Below are 17177 nucleotides of genomic sequence, written 5' to 3'. Positions count from 1 at the left end.
GTTTCATTACATTTTGCTGAATGGCTAAAGGGAATAGATTCATAGTCTATTCCCTTTTTATTATTTATGCTGTCTTGCCGAAAGGTGATAAGAGCTGATAGATAGCTATTGATAAGTTGTGCCGGTACTTTTCTTGAATTATGCTTTAACTTAATTCACTCTTCTACAATATATTAAGGGGTATACAAACAGACGAAAAATGACGGTTCGCTGGTATTTTTAGGACTAAAAGATTAGCAGGCTTTTAAAGGTGAGTTCAACGGGAATTTTTGCTATTTTCAACCGTCCAAAGAATCCATAACCAAGAATTAATGTTCGATGTCCCATAAGAGTTCTGCTGAAATTCGACAGGAGTTTTTTGATTTCTTTAAAAAGAAAGAACACCTGCATGTTCCAAGTGCACCGGTTGTTCCGCAAAACGATCCCACACTATTGTTTACCAATGCCGGAATGAACCAGTTTAAGCCTATATTTATGGGCGAACAACCCGGGTATAAAGAAGATGGAGAAATATGGCAGCGAGCAGTGGATACCCAGCGCTGTATTCGGGTGAGCGGTAAGCATAATGACCTCGAGGAAGTTGGCCATGATACCTACCATCACACTCTTTTTGAGATGCTCGGGAATTGGTCGTTCGGTGATTACTTTAAACGTGAAGCCATTCGCTGGGCCTGGGAACTCTTGGTAGATGAATGGGGGCTAGAGCCGGATCGGTTATATGCAACTGTTTTTAAAGGGGATGAAAGTGACGGTACTCCGGTAGACCAGGAATCTATCGAGCTTTGGAAAGAAGAGACATCCATTAACCCGGATCATATTCTTAAATTTGATAAAACAGATAACTTTTGGGAGATGGGCAGTACCGGACCTTGTGGTCCTTGTTCTGAAGTACATGTGGATATTCGCCCTGATGAGGAGCGCCAAAAGTTGGATGGAGCAGAATTAGTAAATATGGATGATCCGCGGGTGATGGAGATCTGGAATCTCGTATTTATCCAGTTTAATCGCCAGGCCGATGGTTCTCTTGAAAAGCTACCCGCCCAGCATGTCGATACCGGCATGGGATTCGAGCGTATTTGTGCCGTTCTCCAGGATAAGAAATCAAATTACGATACCGACCTTTTTGAGCCTCTGCTCAGCAAAATTGGCGAACTAGCTGATGTCACCTATGGGCAGGATGAAGAAACGGATATTGCCATGCGCGTGATCGCCGATCATATTCGGGCCGTTAGTTTTTCTATCGCGGATGGAGCTTCGCCCGGCAATGACGGGCGCGGTTATGTTGTACGACGTATCCTACGGCGCGCAATTCGCTATGGTTGGGATAAGTTGGATCTAAAAGAACCCTTCTTTCATAAACTGGTACCGACCTTAGCCAAGCAGTTTGAGGAGGTGTTTCCAGTGCTGATCCAACAAGAAGATTATGTGGAAAATGTTGTACGCTCTGAAGAAAAAAGCTTTCTGAATACCTTAGGGCAGGGTATCGAACTCTTTAATGAGATGATTGAAGGGAAAGATGAAATTTCAGGTGAAGATGCCTTTAAACTGCATGACACCTACGGTTTTCCAATCGATCTTACCCAGTTGATGGCTCGTGAGCGTGGTGTTGATGTTGACGAAGAAGGGTTTAATAAACGGATGCAGGAGCAGAAAGAGCGCGCGCGTGCGGCCGGTCAGTTTGATGTAGACCAAAGTGGAAACGCTGATTGGATTACGGTAACCGAAACTGATGAATTCCAGTTTTTTGGATATGATTCCATATCTGTCCAAAGTCGTATTAAGGCTCTTCGTAAAGATGAGGAGAAAAATGCGATCATACTGGATAAGACCCCATTTTATGCTAAAAGTGGGGGGCAAGTTGCCGATACAGGAATTATCAGTAATGGCGATGAGCATTTGCGCGTACTTGATGTTCAAAAGTCGGCCGATGGGTACATCCATTTTGTTGATCAACTTCCCGAGGATCCCAGTGGGGAGTGGGAAGCGATGGTTGATGGGGAGCGTCGTAAGGAGATCAGAAAGCACCATTCGGCTACGCACTTGGCACATGCAGCACTTAAAGAGGTGCTGGGAGATCATGTGCAGCAAAAAGGTTCGCTCGTGGATGAAAACCACCTGCGGTTCGATTTCTCACACTTTGAGCAAATTACCCCAAAACAGCTCAATAGAATTGAAGAGATCGTAAACGATCGTATTCAGCAAAACATCACCAAAAAAGAAGACCGCAATGTGCCTATTGATGAGGCTAAAGAGCGTGGGGCAACAATGTTATTTGGAGAAAAATACGGCGATAGGGTACGGGTTATTACCTTTGACTCTGACTACTCCATGGAGCTTTGTGGTGGTACGCATGTGGATGCTACCGGTGAGATCGGTTATTTTCGATTTCTGGGTGAATCATCGGCAGCTGCCGGAATTCGCCGTATCGAAGCCAAGGTGGGTAAAAGTGTAGACCAGTACCTGCGTTCCGAGCAAGAACTTGTTCAAGATATTCAGTCTGAATTGGGGCAGAGCCAAGATTTAGTGCGTGACATTCACCAGCTTATTGAAGAACGGAAAGAGCTGGAAAAAGAAGTTGAACGCCTGCAGCATCAACAAAGTGCTTCAAAATTGAACGAGCTATTAAATAATGCTTCTGAGCTGGATAGCGGCATCAAGCTGGTGTCCGGGGTGGTCCCCAATGCTGATATGGATCTGCTGAAACAGCTCGGTTATGAATCCCGGGAGAAGAGCAAAGATGGTACTATTACTGTGCTTGGAGCTAAAGATATGGACGAGGGAAAAGTATATGTGATGGCTGCCATTACGGATGATCTAATCCAGGAAAAAGGTATACAGGCCGGTGCTCTCGTCGGAGAGCTCGGGCAGATGCTTGGCGGTGGCGGTGGCGGACAGCCCAACCTTGCTACGGCAGGAGGGCGTAAGCCAGAAAAGCTGAATGAGATGTTTGATCAGTTACCGTCAATAATTACCAAACATTTGGAGTAAGGGAATACCTGTAATCTTCGATTATTTTAGGTATATTTCCGGACTCTGATTTTTTTGAAATTTCAATTGAAACGTTGTAACAGCAACTTGCTGTAGATAGATATTATGGCTGATAAAAAGGAAAAAACAGAAGAAGTTACTTTTACCCCAACGGGAACAGGGATCCGTACTAACGGAGAGATTATCCGCAGTACCGAACTGCCTGATCCTACTGACAAAAAACACGACGAGCTCGGGCTTTCTGATGATGATGTCATAGATATGTTTGAGCAGATGTACCTGCAGCGTCGTTTCGAAGAACGTGCTATGCAGATGTATCAAAAAGGGAAGTTCGGTGGTTTTCTTCATCTTTACATGGGGCAGGAGGCTATTTCAACAGGAACAGCTTATGCTTTAAATGATGACGACGATATTATTACTGCTTACCGTGACCATGGCTGGGGATTAGTTCGTGGTGTTTCACCCAAAGAGGGTATGGCTGAGCTTTATGGAAAAGAAACGGGCTGCTCAAATGGTAAGGGCGGCTCAATGCACTTTGCCAATGTAGAAGAACACTTCTGGGGCGGTTATGGTATTGTTGGTGGGCATATTCCTCTTGGTGGAGGAATCGCTTTTGCTAATAAATACAAGCAAAATGGCCGCGTAACCGCTTGTTTCCTTGGTGATGGTGCCGTTCCACAGGGAGTTTTACATGAGACCATGAATATGAGCCAAAACTGGAAGCTGCCTTGTATCTACGCGGTAGAAAATAACGGCTATGCCATGGGAACAGCAGTACACCGACATTCAACGGGCGAGATCGTTGACAGGGCTGATGGTTTTGATATGAAGAAGATGGTTCTGAACGGTATGGATGTATTTACCGTCTACGAAAAGATGAAAGAGATTGCCGCTGATATTCGTGAAAACTCTGAACCTTGGTTCATTGAGATTCGCACATATCGTTATCGCGGGCACTCTATGTCTGATCCCATGAAGTATCGTAGCAAGGAAGAGCTCGAAGAATATGAAAAGCTTGATCCGGTAGAACGTATCAAAAACTACTTGTTGGATGAGGATATTATTGATGAAGACAAGGTAGAAGAGATCAAAAACGGGGTAGAAGATAAGGTTATGGATGCAATTGAATTTGCTGAGGAAAGTGACTATCCCGAAAAAGAAGCATTGTATGATCACATGTTTGTGGAAGATGATTACCCTTTCCACACCTAAGATTGAATGCTGATTAACTACGAATCGACAAATTTTGAAATAATTACATAGAAATGGCTGAGTTACAATTCAGAGAAGCAATACGGGCTGCAATTGATGAAGAGATGGCCCAGGATGAAGATATTTTTGTAATGGGCGAAGAAGTCGCTGAATACGACGGAGCTTATAAGGTGACAGAAGGTCTGCTCGATAAATATGGATCGAAGCGGATGATTGATACTCCTATTTCGGAGCTTGGTTTTGCGGGGATTGGGGTAGGAGCTGCAATGAACGGTCTGCGACCCATTGTGGAGTTTATGACCTTTAACTTTGCGGTACTGGCTGCTGATCAGATTATTAACCACGCTTCGAAAGCCAAATATATGACGGGCGGACAAGTAAATGTACCCATCGTATTTCGTGGTCCAAATGCTTCTGCCGGGCAGTTAAGTGCAACACACTCTGTTTCGTATGATGCAATGTATGCACACTTCCCGGGACTTAAAGTTATTTATACCTCCGAGCCGGCTGATGCCAAAGGACTGTTGAAATCTGCAATACGAGATGATAACCCGGTCCTTTTTATGGAGTCGGAGCAGATGTACGGTTTAAAAGGCGAGGTACCGGAAGAGGATGATTTTACAATCCCCATCGGTAAAGCAAAAGTAAAGCGCGAAGGCAGTGATGTAACGGTTGTAGCTCATGGTAAAATGTATCATGTTGCCAAACAAGCAGCCCAACAGCTAGATAAAGAAGGAGTGGATGTAGAGATTATTGATCCGCGTACTGTTAAGCCGTTGGATATAGAAACCATTGTAAAGTCAATCCAAAAGACCAATCGTTGTGTAATTGTTGATGAGGCCCATCCTTTTGGTGGGTTGGCCGCAGAAGTGGGCTATTTAATCCAGCGCGAAGCTTTTGATTACCTGGATGCACCGGTGCAACGGGTAACACTGCCTGATACCAATGCTCCTTTTGCAAAAAATCTATTTGATGAGTGGCTTCCCAGCCCCGATCAGGTTATCGATGCAATTAATACTGTTACTTATCGCAAGTAATTCAAACTATTAAATTTAAGAACTGTTACTATGGCAATTAAGGTTGAAATGCCCAAACTTAGCGATACGATGGAAGAAGGCGTTATTGCTAAGTGGAACGTGGAAGAAGGTGATGACGTAGAATCCGGTGACATTATTGCTGAGGTGGAAACCGATAAGGCAACAATGGAAGTTGAGGTATTTGATGCCGGTACTATCCTAAAGATTTTAGCTGATGAGGGAGATGCGGTTCCGCTCGGTAATATTATGGCAATTATCGGAGAAGAAGATGAGGATATCAGTGATCTTCTCGAAGAAGCAGAATCTGGTGGGGGATCAGCTGATGAGAGCAGCACTGCAGATGATGTTGAAACAAAGGCAGACGAAAAGGATGATGAGGAATATGATCCTGTATTTAACGAGCTGGACAATAATGATAATGGTCAGGCCGATGATGGCCGTATTAAGGCATCACCTCTGGCACGAAAAATGGCCGAAGAGCAGGGCATTTCCCTGTCGAATGTGAAAGGTTCGGGTCCGCACGGACGTATCATAAAACGAGATATTGAATCGTATGAACCTTCACGAGCACCGGCTGCAGCAGCTACTGTTTCACGGGAAGATACTGAACACCGTGTTAGCCAAATGCGTAAAACGATAGCGCGACGTCTTTCTGAAAGTAAGTTCAGCAGTCCGCACTTCTACGAAACCATTGATATTGATATGCAACCCGTTTGGGATGCTCGCAAGCAGATCAATGAGGTCAGCGATACAAAGATCAGCTTTAACGACATTGTTGTGAAAGCATGTGCTACGGCCCTTCGCCAGCATCCTGATATCAACAGCTCTTGGCAGGAAGATAGAATCATTGAGCACGGTAATGTGAATATTGCAGTTGCCGTGGGTATCGATGAAGGACTGGTAACTCCGGTGATTGATAACACAGATCAAAAAGGGTTACAACAGATAGCGGCCGAAGGTCGTGACCTTATTGAGAGGGCCAAAGATCGCAGCTTACAGCCCGAAGAGATGGAAGGCAGCACCTTTACCGTTAGTAACCTCGGGATGTTCGGAATTGAAGAATTTACTGCAATTATCAATCCCCCCAACGCATGTATTTTAGCCGTTGGAGCCATTCGGGAAGTTCCTGTGGTAGAAGATGGGGAAGTGGTGCCCGGAAAACGGATGAAAGTAACGCTTTCCAGCGATCATCGCATTGTAGATGGGGTAAGTGCTGCTAAATTCTTGAACACCTTGAAGGGGATGTTAGAAAACCCATTGGGTATGGTTCTCTGATAGCAAGTCCATAGATCGTTTTCGAGCCCCAAACCTTTTAGGTTTGGGGCTTTTTTATGTGGAATAGTCACCCTCCCTTATATTCTAATATTTGTAAAATAGGCCCTATGGTTTATAGAACCACATACTGAACATTAGAAACAACTAATATACATTAAGATTTATTAATATTAGAAATTTTTAATATATTGTTGTCAGAGTTAGTACAAAAACAAAAAGGTCCCCATCATGTTTAAGCGTCTATTCATATTGTCTTTATTCTTAGCAGCAACAGTTAGCATTTCTTTTGGACAAGCTGCAAAAGCCACAATGAGAGTAAGTGTTAATGTAGTAAAAGGGAACAGTATAGAAACGGTGAATAAAGAAAAAGTAACCCTATCAGAAAGATATGGTTCCGAAGTCGGATCTTTAAAACTGAGAGGACTGGATAAGGATAAAGCGCTTATTGAAACATCGGAAGTTATTACCTTGGAAAATTCGAAGGGCAATAAAATTTCAATGGATATCATTCAAAATATCAAACAATCTGGTTCAAACACATCTCAGTTGTCACTTCTGGGGTTCTCTCGGGGCGAGTTAGAGTCTGGTATGTATAAGGGAGAGATCAGTACTACGATAGAATATTTATAATGTTCTACCGGTTAAAGATCGGTTGATACCAACGGTAATTTGTTTATTCTTCTATGAGAATAATGATCGGATGACAAGCCTTATCTTTTTTTAAAAGCTTATGTTGCATTTCCTGGGCTTGGCTCCATGATGATACTTGATCAAAAATAATTAAATTATTGTTATCAGACTGAATAGCAATATTCTCGTTAGAATCAATAAGAGAAGCCAGGTATGATTTACCAGTTGACTGTGTATTTCTTATATAAACCTGGTAAGTAAATCTCATTCGGTCTTGACTACTGATATTAACAATATTCTTACTATTCATCGATGCAATAAAGGCATCTTTGTATATAGAAGATTGACTTTTAATACGTTTTAAAAGTGCTCTCTTAGATCGTATGTTTTTAAATTCTTTATCGATGTAGACATTAAAGTGCTTGTTCTCTTGATCGTGGTAATACGAAACATTTTCTTCGAGCACTTGTGACATGGCTGCTGCATATGCTTTGGCCTTCGTTTGTTTGTTAAAGGCAGCTATCTGGATATTACCCCGTTCATTGATATAGGCATCATTAAATCCACCGCCATTTTTTATACTTGCCAGCTGTACACGCAAATCTTGTCCATCTTGATACCCCTCGTTAAGATAGACTTTATAGAGATTCGATTTTTGATGATAGGTGAGGGCTGTTTCTTTATTTAAATCTCGTGAAGATTTCTCTGCGAACTGTTCTGCTTTTTTGTGCGAATTAAATGCACCAATTTGTATAAATTCTTCTTGCCTATTGTTAGTATTGGAGTAGCTCTTTTTATTCTTTAAAACAACAATAGCAGCGCTTTTGTAATTCTTTTTATGATAAGAAAGAATCGTTTCTACAGCTTGGTTTTGAGTCAGTAAAGAGGTGTTGCGAATCGCATATAAGTTGGTTGAAGAATTTTTAATTACACAAAATGCTCCTCCAAGCTGTTGGCTTGCTTGCAATGCTACTCTTTTTGCTTTTTCTAACGTTTCAAAACTGGCTAACTGTATCTGGTATTCCAGCTCTTGATTGTTGAGGCTATGCGTTCCATCAACTTGTGGCAGGTTATTGGACCTTTTGCTCATCAATGTGTCTTCTTGGGTTTCTTCTCGACTTTTCTCTTTAGTGACCAAGAAGTTAAGACCATCTTTAAAGTCGCCCTGGGCCAATGCCTTTATCTTAATTTCCATGGTATCGGGACGTGACACCGAATTTAGAAAGTCGAGCTGGCTGGGATCGATGTAGAGGTTGTATTTACCCGGGGGTATTTCATAGGCATAAAAGGAACCGTCAGAAAAAGTACGGATCTCTTTGCTAAACGGGTCGCGCCCATTGGATTGATCTTTTTTTGATTCCAGGTATAATCTAACTCCACTTAACGAAGTGGTAACAGTATCCTTTTGTTGTTCAACATTGCCGGATATTACCCCTGATTGATAAAAGGGTATGTTAATGGTTTTATATTGGTTGGGATCGGTAACAATGGAGAAATTTTCAACTTCAGGGACAAGCAAGGGGTTACTTATGGCCCCTTTATTTATTTCCAGGTCGTATCGATAATAGGGAAGGAGCTGTGTAACGTAGTTAACTCCATTTTTTACAAAGTTACGCCCGCCCGATCTATTGAGGCGTACTGCCGGCTCATCAATTACCTGGTCAGTATCTTCCTGATAGGTACCATCGTTGTTACTGTCTATAAAAAGGCGTACTGCAGCTGCCGACTGGCCAACTTGTTGCCGGTTATTTAACAATAATTGCCCGGCGCCGGGGTCATAGCCGATGGATCCACGTATATTTTGTGTAGCTGAATAGTTTGCGTTGGTAAACCGTGTCGTGGAATTACTGCGTACTTTATTAAAATCAATGGTCAGGTTTAGACTCAGCGAATTAAAGTCTCCTAAGAAGTTATGACCATACGTAAATTGAATACGACCAGTGCGAAAGAGTTCACGTGATAACTGAAATTCAACTTCTTCAAACTGATCAACTCCCGGCAGGTAGGTTAGCTGTCCCCGTATGAACATACCCCGCAATAGTTTAGGGATATCCTGGGATCTACCAATAGAATAGGTGTAAGAATTGGTGAGTTGGGAAGAAAAGGAGGGGGCAAAAGAGATAGCGCCGGATTGCTGATCTTGATAGCCCACACGTATATTAAGACGGCCAATACGAGAGCTCAAGTCGGCCCGGTACCGATAAATTCGGTTAAAATTATTATCTCTATAGCTGGTACTCCATCTCATATTAAGTGGAATAATACCAATTTGAAAAGGGGTAAAAAGGCTTGCTCGCAATTGATGCTTTCCACCACCGATATTATATAGCTGGCTATTTCCCGGATTATAGTTGTAAGAGATATTCCAGCTGGCTCCACTCCCGTATACGACACTTGAAGTTAAACGATAAAAGTTTTCAGAATTTGCACTGGCACTTACCAGGTAATTCGAAAATAATCGTGCATTCAAGGTACCGGTAAAGGCAGGCATACCTGTGTGGTAAGCAGTGAGGTATTCTGAGGATACTTGGGCAGTAAGCCAGTTTGAAACACCGGCAGAAACTGATGCTGCTCCTGTATACCCCCGTGTAGTTGTACCGACAAGGTTATTCTGTAACCGACCGCCGCTAAGTACATAGTCAACTTTTCCCTTAGGGACAAAATCAAAAGGGATTTGAATACGGCTCGATCGTTCAACCGTTTGACCGGACGGCGTATAAATTCGAAGTGAATAATTTGTGCTTCCATATGTCAAGGGTACAATAAAACGGTAGTTCCCTGTTTGGTCAGCTTCCTGAAAGTCTATGAGTCTGTTGTTAAGGTACAGCTCTACCTCTGATTGGGGAGGCACGTTCCCATCAATGATATAGCGATCGAACAACAGACGTGGTTCAACCGGTTTATTTGATATTTTAAAACCCGTAATAGCTCGGCCTCTGATCCCTTCTGTATTGGTCTGGCCAAGTATACCACTGCTGAAAAGGTTATTATTCCGTTGTACATAACGCCAACGTAGGTTGGATGTCGTAAAAGACGTTTGTTGTTCCGACAGGGACCCAAATACACTACCCTGAATGTCTCCACCTGCCAGTTCTGCTCCAAGAGCATTGCTGAAAGTAAATAACTGTGAGTTATTGGTGTATACACCTGAGAAGTTATAATCCAAAAAAGAACCGTCTATGGCTGCATAGTTACGGCCATAGCGCAGGGGATAGTAGCTCTGATCATATAAAGGATCCTGATCACTTAACCGCTGACGCTGCTGTTCTCGTTCGTACTGTGCAACGACAGGCATCTTATCGTTGGTTTTGAGATCAAGCGTAAGGTTATTGAAGTCGGTCTCAAAGGAAAGGCCAAATAACCTCTTAAAGAGTTCCGGTCGTATAAAATAGTCGATCTCTTTGATGAAAAAATCATCTTGCTGAAGCTGTATTTCAGTACCACCGGCGCTTGCAACTAAATTTTTAAAATCTAAGAGATATGATTTTTTGCCTAAATAATTACCGGATATTGTGAGGTCACCCTGGTTAACCTCATGCTGTATTTTCAGCTGATTAAATAACTCATTAACCGGCAGAAAGAATTCTCCATCTTTATAATAACTTGTAACATAAACACTGACGACTCCTTCATATTGAAAAGAGAGAAAAACCTCTGTGGCTTCAGAGGCCTGATTTTGAGCTTGAGCCAGCGGACCTATGGCAAACAGTAGTATAGCTGTTACCCCACCGATGAATTTTGTTATAATGCGCCACAGTGTCACTCAATCACTATCTTTTTTTCAAAGTTAACCGGTTCTATTTGTAATAAATTTTCTTGGTTTACGTCACGTCTCTCAGAGATAATTCGGCCTGATATAGTATAATTGCCGGGTTCAATATCGGAAAGGTCAATATTATAACTCCGTGTTAATGAAGAATAAACGGAATTAGTTGAATAATTTTGATAAACAGCATCACCATTTTGATCAACTAACTTTAAAATGATAGATCCTATGAAGGGGGCATCCCCCGTTTGTTTCATACTGATCAAAACTTGACCTGTATCAGCTTGTTCATCTAAATATTCAAAATCAATAGAATCTACGTTGATTCCCGTTTGGGCGTTCGAAGTAAAATAATAGGCCGGAATACCTTGGTTTAATACAATATTTATTTGAGCACCAATTTGATCTTCTTCCACTGATTCAATAGGAGGAGATACAGCGTTTGATTTAATTTGTACTCGTGTCCAGTAACCACCTTGGCTAAGGTTTTTGGGAGGTCGTACCACAAAACGAACCGTTTGACGCTGTTGAGGCTGTAAGGTAAAGTTTTTCGGAAATATTTTTACCCATTCCCCCATCGATTTTTTTTCAGCAAGAACAGAGTCATTCACAATTGAGACTCCTTTTTTAACAGTTGCTGGATACCCAAATTTAGTTGAAATAGATATTTCTTGAGCTTGTTGCCCTCCATTACTTACAGTAAGGGAACTAAACCGTTCCTGGGAGGAAAAGTATAACGATGTTGGTGCTATACTAACCTGTGCATGAGACTGAAATGTTAACCCACAAAAAAGAAGTATGAAAGCGATAAGCTTTTTTTGTAGCACATCTTGCATAAATGAATTCATAAAATGGTAAGGTTGATTCCTGCAATGTCTTTCATAATATAGATAAAGTTAACATCTAAAAAAAAGGCTTCAAGTGTGCACTTACTTGAAGCCTTAAAAGAATAAATAAGAATGTTTGAAAGTAATTAAACAATCTTATTGGTAATTAACAGTAAAGACCAAGTTACCTGAGCCATTTGCTGCTGTATATGTTCCAGCTGTTTGGCCACTTAAAGAACCAAGATCACCACCAATGTAAATGTAAAGTTCCCCACTGCTACTAGTGCTTGTATTAGAATTGGCCGTACCATTGGAAACAGTAGAGGAAGCACTAGCATCATCGCTGCTATTTGCAGTAACAGCAGGAGTATAAGTAATAGTATTTGAAGAACCATCATCTAAAGTAACTGTTGCCTGATTCCAACTTACAACTAATTGTTGAGAAGTATTAGCAGAAGTTACAGACAATTTACCTAAAGTTGCCCCCGCTCCAACGTCGGTATTTGAACCGTTTGGTACCAAGTCTGGGTTGGAGGTTGCCTGAATACTACCGAAATCAACATCGGCGTTCTTAGTTATATTTATTTGAGCTTGAACATTTGCTGTGGTAGTAACGGCTTGGGTAGGTTGTGCAAAAGCACTTCCAACAAATACCAAAACGAAAGCTAAAGCCGAAAGTAGTGAGATTGTGCGTTTCATAAGAGTGATATTTTGTTTAGGAGTAAGTCTTTTCTTTCTCTTGCCTCAAATTAAATAACTCGAAAGTCATTTAAAATTAAGTTCTATTAATTAAGAGGCTTCTAATTTGGGTTAATAGCTTATAATATTCTATGTGTTCTATTCTGAAATACGAAAAAAGCAAAACCGGATTATATTAAACCCCGAATGCTCTTTTGTGTAAAAGCCAGCCTATTTCTTTACAAAAGATAAAAAGAAGATCGTGATACATTTAATTATAAAATTCTAAGAAATGTGTTTTGCAAACCCGTTTAGCGGTTGGGTTTAATGGCTATGAGATAACACATTGCCTTCTGTGTTATTCCGGACTTCAATCCGGGCGGGATCTTGCGATGGTAGTTAGTGTTGATCTGTCTCCAGCTCATATCAATTTACCGGGCTTTACAAGATTCTAACGCAAGATCAATGACATAATAGCTGTTTTAACCACTCAACGTGTAGAAGATTTAGCTAAATCTTAAATATATTCTACATTCAGGCTAATATTGCTTGAATACATTCCGTCGGAAATATTTCCAATATTAACAGAGCCGTAAATGAACAGGTAAAGCGTATTCCATGGAGAGGGGGCAGGGTTAGGTTCTACTCTTATATTCCCTATTTCATTTTGCAGCGGTAAAGATTCCTGGAAGTTTTGCCTCGAATATCCATAACGGCTAAATAAACTGATGGGAACGACATCTGTAACCGAAGGATCGTTGTGGCGAAGCTCGGCAGGCATATCAATCTGTAATAACAATGTTTGATTTTCCAGCGCTGTAATACTGAAAATACCCATATCAGGACTGCCGAACTCTATGGTTTTTTGCCCACTGTTGGTAGTGATAGTTCCAAAATCGAGAAATTGTTCTGTTTGGGCAGAAATTCTGGGGCTAATTTCCAGGGTAAGGTCAATAAACTGCCCATTACTGTAACAGGGAAATAGTAAAACTAGCAATAGTGCCCAAAAAGGTAAGCTGCCTGTTTTTATTGTGTTTAAAATGCTAGTCATAGTTAACGGTTATATCAATAGTACTGGAGTAAGTTCCTGCATCAACATTGCCTACGTTGATATCTCCATATAAATAGAGATAGGCTGTTTCTTCTACTTGAGCCTGATCAAAGGCATTGGTTGGTGGAGTAGGAGGAGGGCCCGGGGGCTGATGTTGCCGTTCCAGGATAGGAAACTGTTTAATAAACGAATTATTGGTAATACCGGTAATGAATTTTGCCTGCCCTATAGTAGGGGTACCCTGGTTATTAGCATAGGCTGCTTTAAGAGTAAACGGGATCGATTTTTGACTGTCCCCGGCATTTCCCGGGTTCCCATTGAGGTAGAGACTGTTTGCACCGGTTACATCAACGATGACATCAATATATTCTACTCCGGTAATGGAAATTACTTTTGCATTGTTTATACCTATAGAATGAAGTCCACTGCCACTTATTACTTGACCAAATTCAAGGTCATTATTATTAAGTTCGTCTACTGTGAGAGTATAGTTGCCATAGTCGCCAAAGTCTATTTCTTGCGCTCTACTACCAATAGTAATGGCAAATATGAGTATTAATGATATGGCTGTTATTCGATTTCCCATTAGATATATTCAATTTCTAAGGTGAATTCTCCCTGGTAGTTACCCGGCGTGGCAGTTGAAATGTCAACGCTCCCACCAATCCAAAGGTATAGTTGTCCCTCTTCATTGAATACAAAATCCCGGTTTTCATTATCCAGTATTTCTGCGGTGGCCTGGTCGTCTTGTTGATTGGCAGCTACCTCGTAGTTGAATATAAGATTCTCACTACCATTTGCCTGGGTGATTTCACGTTGTTGAAGATAGCTGATTCTAATATCAGAATTGGGGGTCCCCATAGCCACCATTTTGCCGGCATCATTACTGGTCTGCGGATTAATGATGATGCGTTCATTTTCTACCTGTGTTTCTCTGAGCCTCATTGACTGTAGGGTGACCATCTCAATAGAGCTGATAATACTGGTGGAAACAGTGACAGATACGTCAGAGCCATCGTTTTGTGCAGCCAGAGGAAAGGCCATAGAAAAAGAGAAAAAAAGTAAGAACCCAAAAGCTCGAATTAATTGTTTCATTAGCTTTGTTGATCCGCTGAAAGTTGGGGTTTGGTTTCTCTTACTACTATACGAATAAAACCCTGCATTAGATTTTTTAGCCGCTTCTCTGTATTTGTACATTAAAATAAAAAATGCAGAGGAGAGGTTCCTCTGCATTAGTAAATCTTAAGCTTAATAAGGGAATCTTAAAAATGAAATGAGAGAATTTTACTCTTTTATTGATTGGGTTTGTTGTAAAGTCACAACACGGGTATACTTATACTGGTCCACCGCATCGGCGGCAGCCATCTGTGCATATTCTTCTGCCCGACAGTCGTACTGCATATGAATATTACCGCTAATATCAACATCAATATCATCTTCATAATCTTCGGTGTTGCCTATAAGTACAGAACCATTAACAGTGGGGGTTCCTTTGCCTTGAAAGTCGTAAGCATTTTCAAAGATAACGAGGCCGTTAAATTCAAAATTACCGGCTACTTTTAGTTCACCGTCATATTGCATTTGAGCACCGGATTTCACCACAATAATTCCATAGCCAGAGCTTTGTTTGCCTGTAAGGTTAGTTCCATCTTCAATAAAAAATACTCCCGGATTATGAGCAGTACCTAATGAGTCTTTATAATCTTTCCCGACATTCACTCTATCCGGAGAATCCTCTAGACGTGCGATAAGTTCATCTGTAGGTTGATAGTTTAGGTTTTTATCAACTTTTACTTTGGGGCTGCCGGTAGTTTCAATATCGTTCATTTCACTGGCATAACTGGTACTATCCATACTTCCGCCCGCCTGGTCGGCAATAGTCATTACAGGCTTATCTTCACAACCACTTCCCGAAGGAGCGTCTCCGGATATTGAAGCACTCCCTCCCGCACTAAAGGGTGCCACCTGGTCTGTTGCAATGGTGAGAGCAGATTCGAATTCGGGTACGAGATTGCTAAAAGGGGCCTTCAGATAGACACTAGTCACCTGGCCTTCATATTTTGTAGTAGTTGCGCTATCTTCAAAAATGGTTTCTGCTTTAGATACTAGTCGGAGAGAATCGGGGTCCCAGTAGTTGCTAGCTTCATGCATATAATCGATGTAAAGTGTTGTTCTTGCCCCGTCAATAGTTGTTATCCATGGGTTTGAAGAATTATGATCTTTTGCCCACTTTTTACCGTTGTTTTCATTTAATTTTTGCATGGCAATTTGAATAGCGGTATGAGCAGCATTCAAGGCCTTGGTTTCATTAGCATAGACAACGGCATTTTCAGTCATCGTTTTTCCTTGCTCCGAAGTGCTTACAGAAACTATACCTAAGGCTATAAATAACCCTGCACAGATAATTAGCATTGCTCGTCCCATAATAGCTCCTCTTTTTTAATTGGATTCCAAATTGCCGGGTGAAAAACGTTTTTCCCAGATACTTGTTACGTATCTGCCGTCGTCTTTATTAAATTTATATACCTTGGATTTACTTTCAACAATTAGCTGTATGTAGAGTTGACGTATCTCCTCCAGATCCGATCCGGTAACGGGGGTAGACATGTGATTACTGACGGGTTCACCGTATTCATCCAGATATTTAATATTGAAATTGGTAACTCCCAATTTAATGGGGGTGTTTTCAATAGTACCCGTACTAAGGTTTTTCACAGAACGCATTAAGATATAATCATTGGGATTTTTGCTGCTGGTAATCGAGGTTGTGGTAAAGTGCCATGTTACCAATTCAACAGAGTTATCAGTACTGTTGTCAATATTACTGCGAAATTGAATGAGGTTACTGTCAGCAGCTACAATAATGGGATCCGTTTTTTCAGTTCTGTTGTACCCAATTTTTTGGATGTCATGTTCTATTATTTCTACAATCCCTGAAGCTTTTTCCCGTGTAACAGATGTTAATGTCATTTCCGTGGAGTTATTAGATACAGAAAGGGTCATTGAGAGAATACCTATCAAGATAATACCCCCTACAACATAGCTTGTGATTAAACCAAAATTCATAAACCTCCCTTCAATTAATCAGCATAATAGTTTCTTATATATTCCAGCTTGTAAACTGTTCGTTCGTTAGAACTGTTTGTTAAAAATTTACTTGTTATTTCAACCTGCATTTTTTTGAAAGTGGTGCGCGAGCCGGAATAGTCATAGGTTGAGGGATCAGCGTAAAAAACTTTGGCTTCAATATTAAATTTCCCGTGTTCGGTTTCGATTTCATCCTTCCAGCCATCATAATCGTCAAAGTCATCAAACTCCGAGCGCTTTATAGTTCCGTCGCTGTTGGTATCATCATTTTCTACATTTGCAGAAGTATTTGTTGTAGCATCAGTACCCAGCGATGAAGGGGAGGAAAAATCACCCGGAATTTTTGCAGGAGGGGCGGCTCCCTGGCTTCGTTCATCAAACTCTTTGGTACGCCCTTCTTCAATAATATCTTGAGCTAAGGCAATAACTTCTTGCTCCAGTTCACCCTCAACTTGAATTAGGGTGTTTCGCTGGATCATACTGTTTGCACTGAGCAAAATCATCGAAAAAATGATCATTGCCCCCATTGTCTGTAAGAGCTCACCGTAACCTACCATAGTTTTTTTCTTTAGTATAAGGTACTATGTAAAATATTAAAAAATTATAATATTTCCATATTTATATTT

General features: G+C 41.2%; 14 protein-coding genes. 5 read left to right on the top strand and 9 right to left on the bottom strand.

The genetic code is table 11. From position 1 onward, the window contains the following. Positions 1-318 precede the first annotated feature (318 nt). The 5 genes from alaS to G3569_RS05675 all read left to right on the top strand — a co-directional run bounded on the left by alaS (position 319) and on the right by G3569_RS05675 (position 7142). The gene (gene alaS / locus G3569_RS05695; RefSeq protein ID WP_165266958.1) at positions 319-2988 is read left to right on the top strand and encodes an alanine--tRNA ligase; all 2670 of its coding nucleotides are present in this window, start codon (positions 319-321) and stop codon (positions 2986-2988) included. 105 nt (positions 2989-3093) lie between these two features. Beyond that, on the top strand, positions 3094-4200 hold the full coding sequence (pdhA, locus tag G3569_RS05690) for a pyruvate dehydrogenase (acetyl-transferring) E1 component subunit alpha (RefSeq protein ID WP_165266956.1): 1107 nt from the start codon (positions 3094-3096) through the stop codon (positions 4198-4200). Positions 4201-4253: 53 nt separating this feature from the next. Further along, the gene (locus G3569_RS05685; protein ID WP_165266954.1) at positions 4254-5237 is read left to right on the top strand and encodes a pyruvate dehydrogenase complex E1 component subunit beta; all 984 of its coding nucleotides are present in this window, start codon (positions 4254-4256) and stop codon (positions 5235-5237) included. 30 nt (positions 5238-5267) lie between these two features. Further along, the gene (locus tag G3569_RS05680; RefSeq protein WP_165266952.1) at positions 5268-6512 is read left to right on the top strand and encodes a pyruvate dehydrogenase complex dihydrolipoamide acetyltransferase; all 1245 of its coding nucleotides are present in this window, start codon (positions 5268-5270) and stop codon (positions 6510-6512) included. Between the two features lie 228 nt (positions 6513-6740). After that, the gene (locus G3569_RS05675) at positions 6741-7142 is read left to right on the top strand and encodes a hypothetical protein (protein WP_165266950.1); all 402 of its coding nucleotides are present in this window, start codon (positions 6741-6743) and stop codon (positions 7140-7142) included. Positions 7143-7185: 43 nt separating this feature from the next. Here the strand turns inward: G3569_RS05675 and G3569_RS05670 are convergent, their stop codons facing one another. The 9 genes from G3569_RS05670 to G3569_RS05630 all read right to left on the bottom strand — a co-directional run bounded on the left by G3569_RS05670 (position 7186) and on the right by G3569_RS05630 (position 17108). Continuing rightward, a complete protein-coding gene (locus G3569_RS05670) occupies positions 7186-10905 on the bottom strand; it encodes a fimbria/pilus outer membrane usher protein (RefSeq protein ID WP_165266948.1) in 3720 nt (1239 codons plus the stop codon). Further along, positions 10902-11756, bottom strand: coding sequence for a fimbrial biogenesis chaperone (locus tag G3569_RS05665; RefSeq protein WP_165266946.1), 855 nt, complete (start codon positions 11754-11756; stop codon positions 10902-10904). The genes G3569_RS05670 and G3569_RS05665 overlap by 4 nt, the downstream gene beginning before the upstream one ends. 135 nt (positions 11757-11891) lie before the next feature. Then, entirely contained in the window at positions 11892-12434 is a 543-nt protein-coding gene (locus G3569_RS05660) for a hypothetical protein (protein WP_165266944.1), read from the bottom strand. A 496-nt stretch (positions 12435-12930) separates the two neighbouring features. Continuing rightward, the gene (locus tag G3569_RS05655) at positions 12931-13464 is read right to left on the bottom strand and encodes a hypothetical protein (RefSeq protein ID WP_165266942.1); all 534 of its coding nucleotides are present in this window, start codon (positions 13462-13464) and stop codon (positions 12931-12933) included. Then, positions 13457-14050, bottom strand: coding sequence for a hypothetical protein (locus tag G3569_RS05650; protein ID WP_165266940.1), 594 nt, complete (start codon positions 14048-14050; stop codon positions 13457-13459). Before G3569_RS05650 ends, G3569_RS05655 begins: the two co-directional genes overlap by 8 nt. Further along, complete coding sequence (locus G3569_RS05645; protein WP_165266938.1) at positions 14050-14559, bottom strand: hypothetical protein; 510 nt, start codon at positions 14557-14559, stop codon at positions 14050-14052. The genes G3569_RS05650 and G3569_RS05645 overlap by 1 nt, the downstream gene beginning before the upstream one ends. Positions 14560-14748: 189 nt before the next feature. Continuing rightward, the gene (locus G3569_RS05640) at positions 14749-15888 is read right to left on the bottom strand and encodes a hypothetical protein (protein ID WP_165266936.1); all 1140 of its coding nucleotides are present in this window, start codon (positions 15886-15888) and stop codon (positions 14749-14751) included. A gap of 15 nt (positions 15889-15903) precedes the next feature. Continuing rightward, positions 15904-16530 carry a hypothetical protein gene (locus G3569_RS05635; protein ID WP_165266934.1) on the bottom strand — a complete coding sequence of 209 codons (627 nt, stop codon included), beginning with the start codon at positions 16528-16530 and terminating at the stop codon, positions 15904-15906. A gap of 14 nt (positions 16531-16544) precedes the next feature. Beyond that, complete coding sequence (locus G3569_RS05630) at positions 16545-17108, bottom strand: type IV pilus modification PilV family protein (RefSeq protein WP_165266932.1); 564 nt, start codon at positions 17106-17108, stop codon at positions 16545-16547. Between the last annotated feature and the right edge of the window lie 69 nt (positions 17109-17177).

This window comes from Fodinibius halophilus, assembly GCF_011059105.1.
GTDB lineage: Bacteria > Bacteroidota > Rhodothermia > Balneolales > Balneolaceae > Fodinibius > Fodinibius halophilus.
This window is presented reverse-complemented; position numbering and strand designations above follow the sequence as displayed.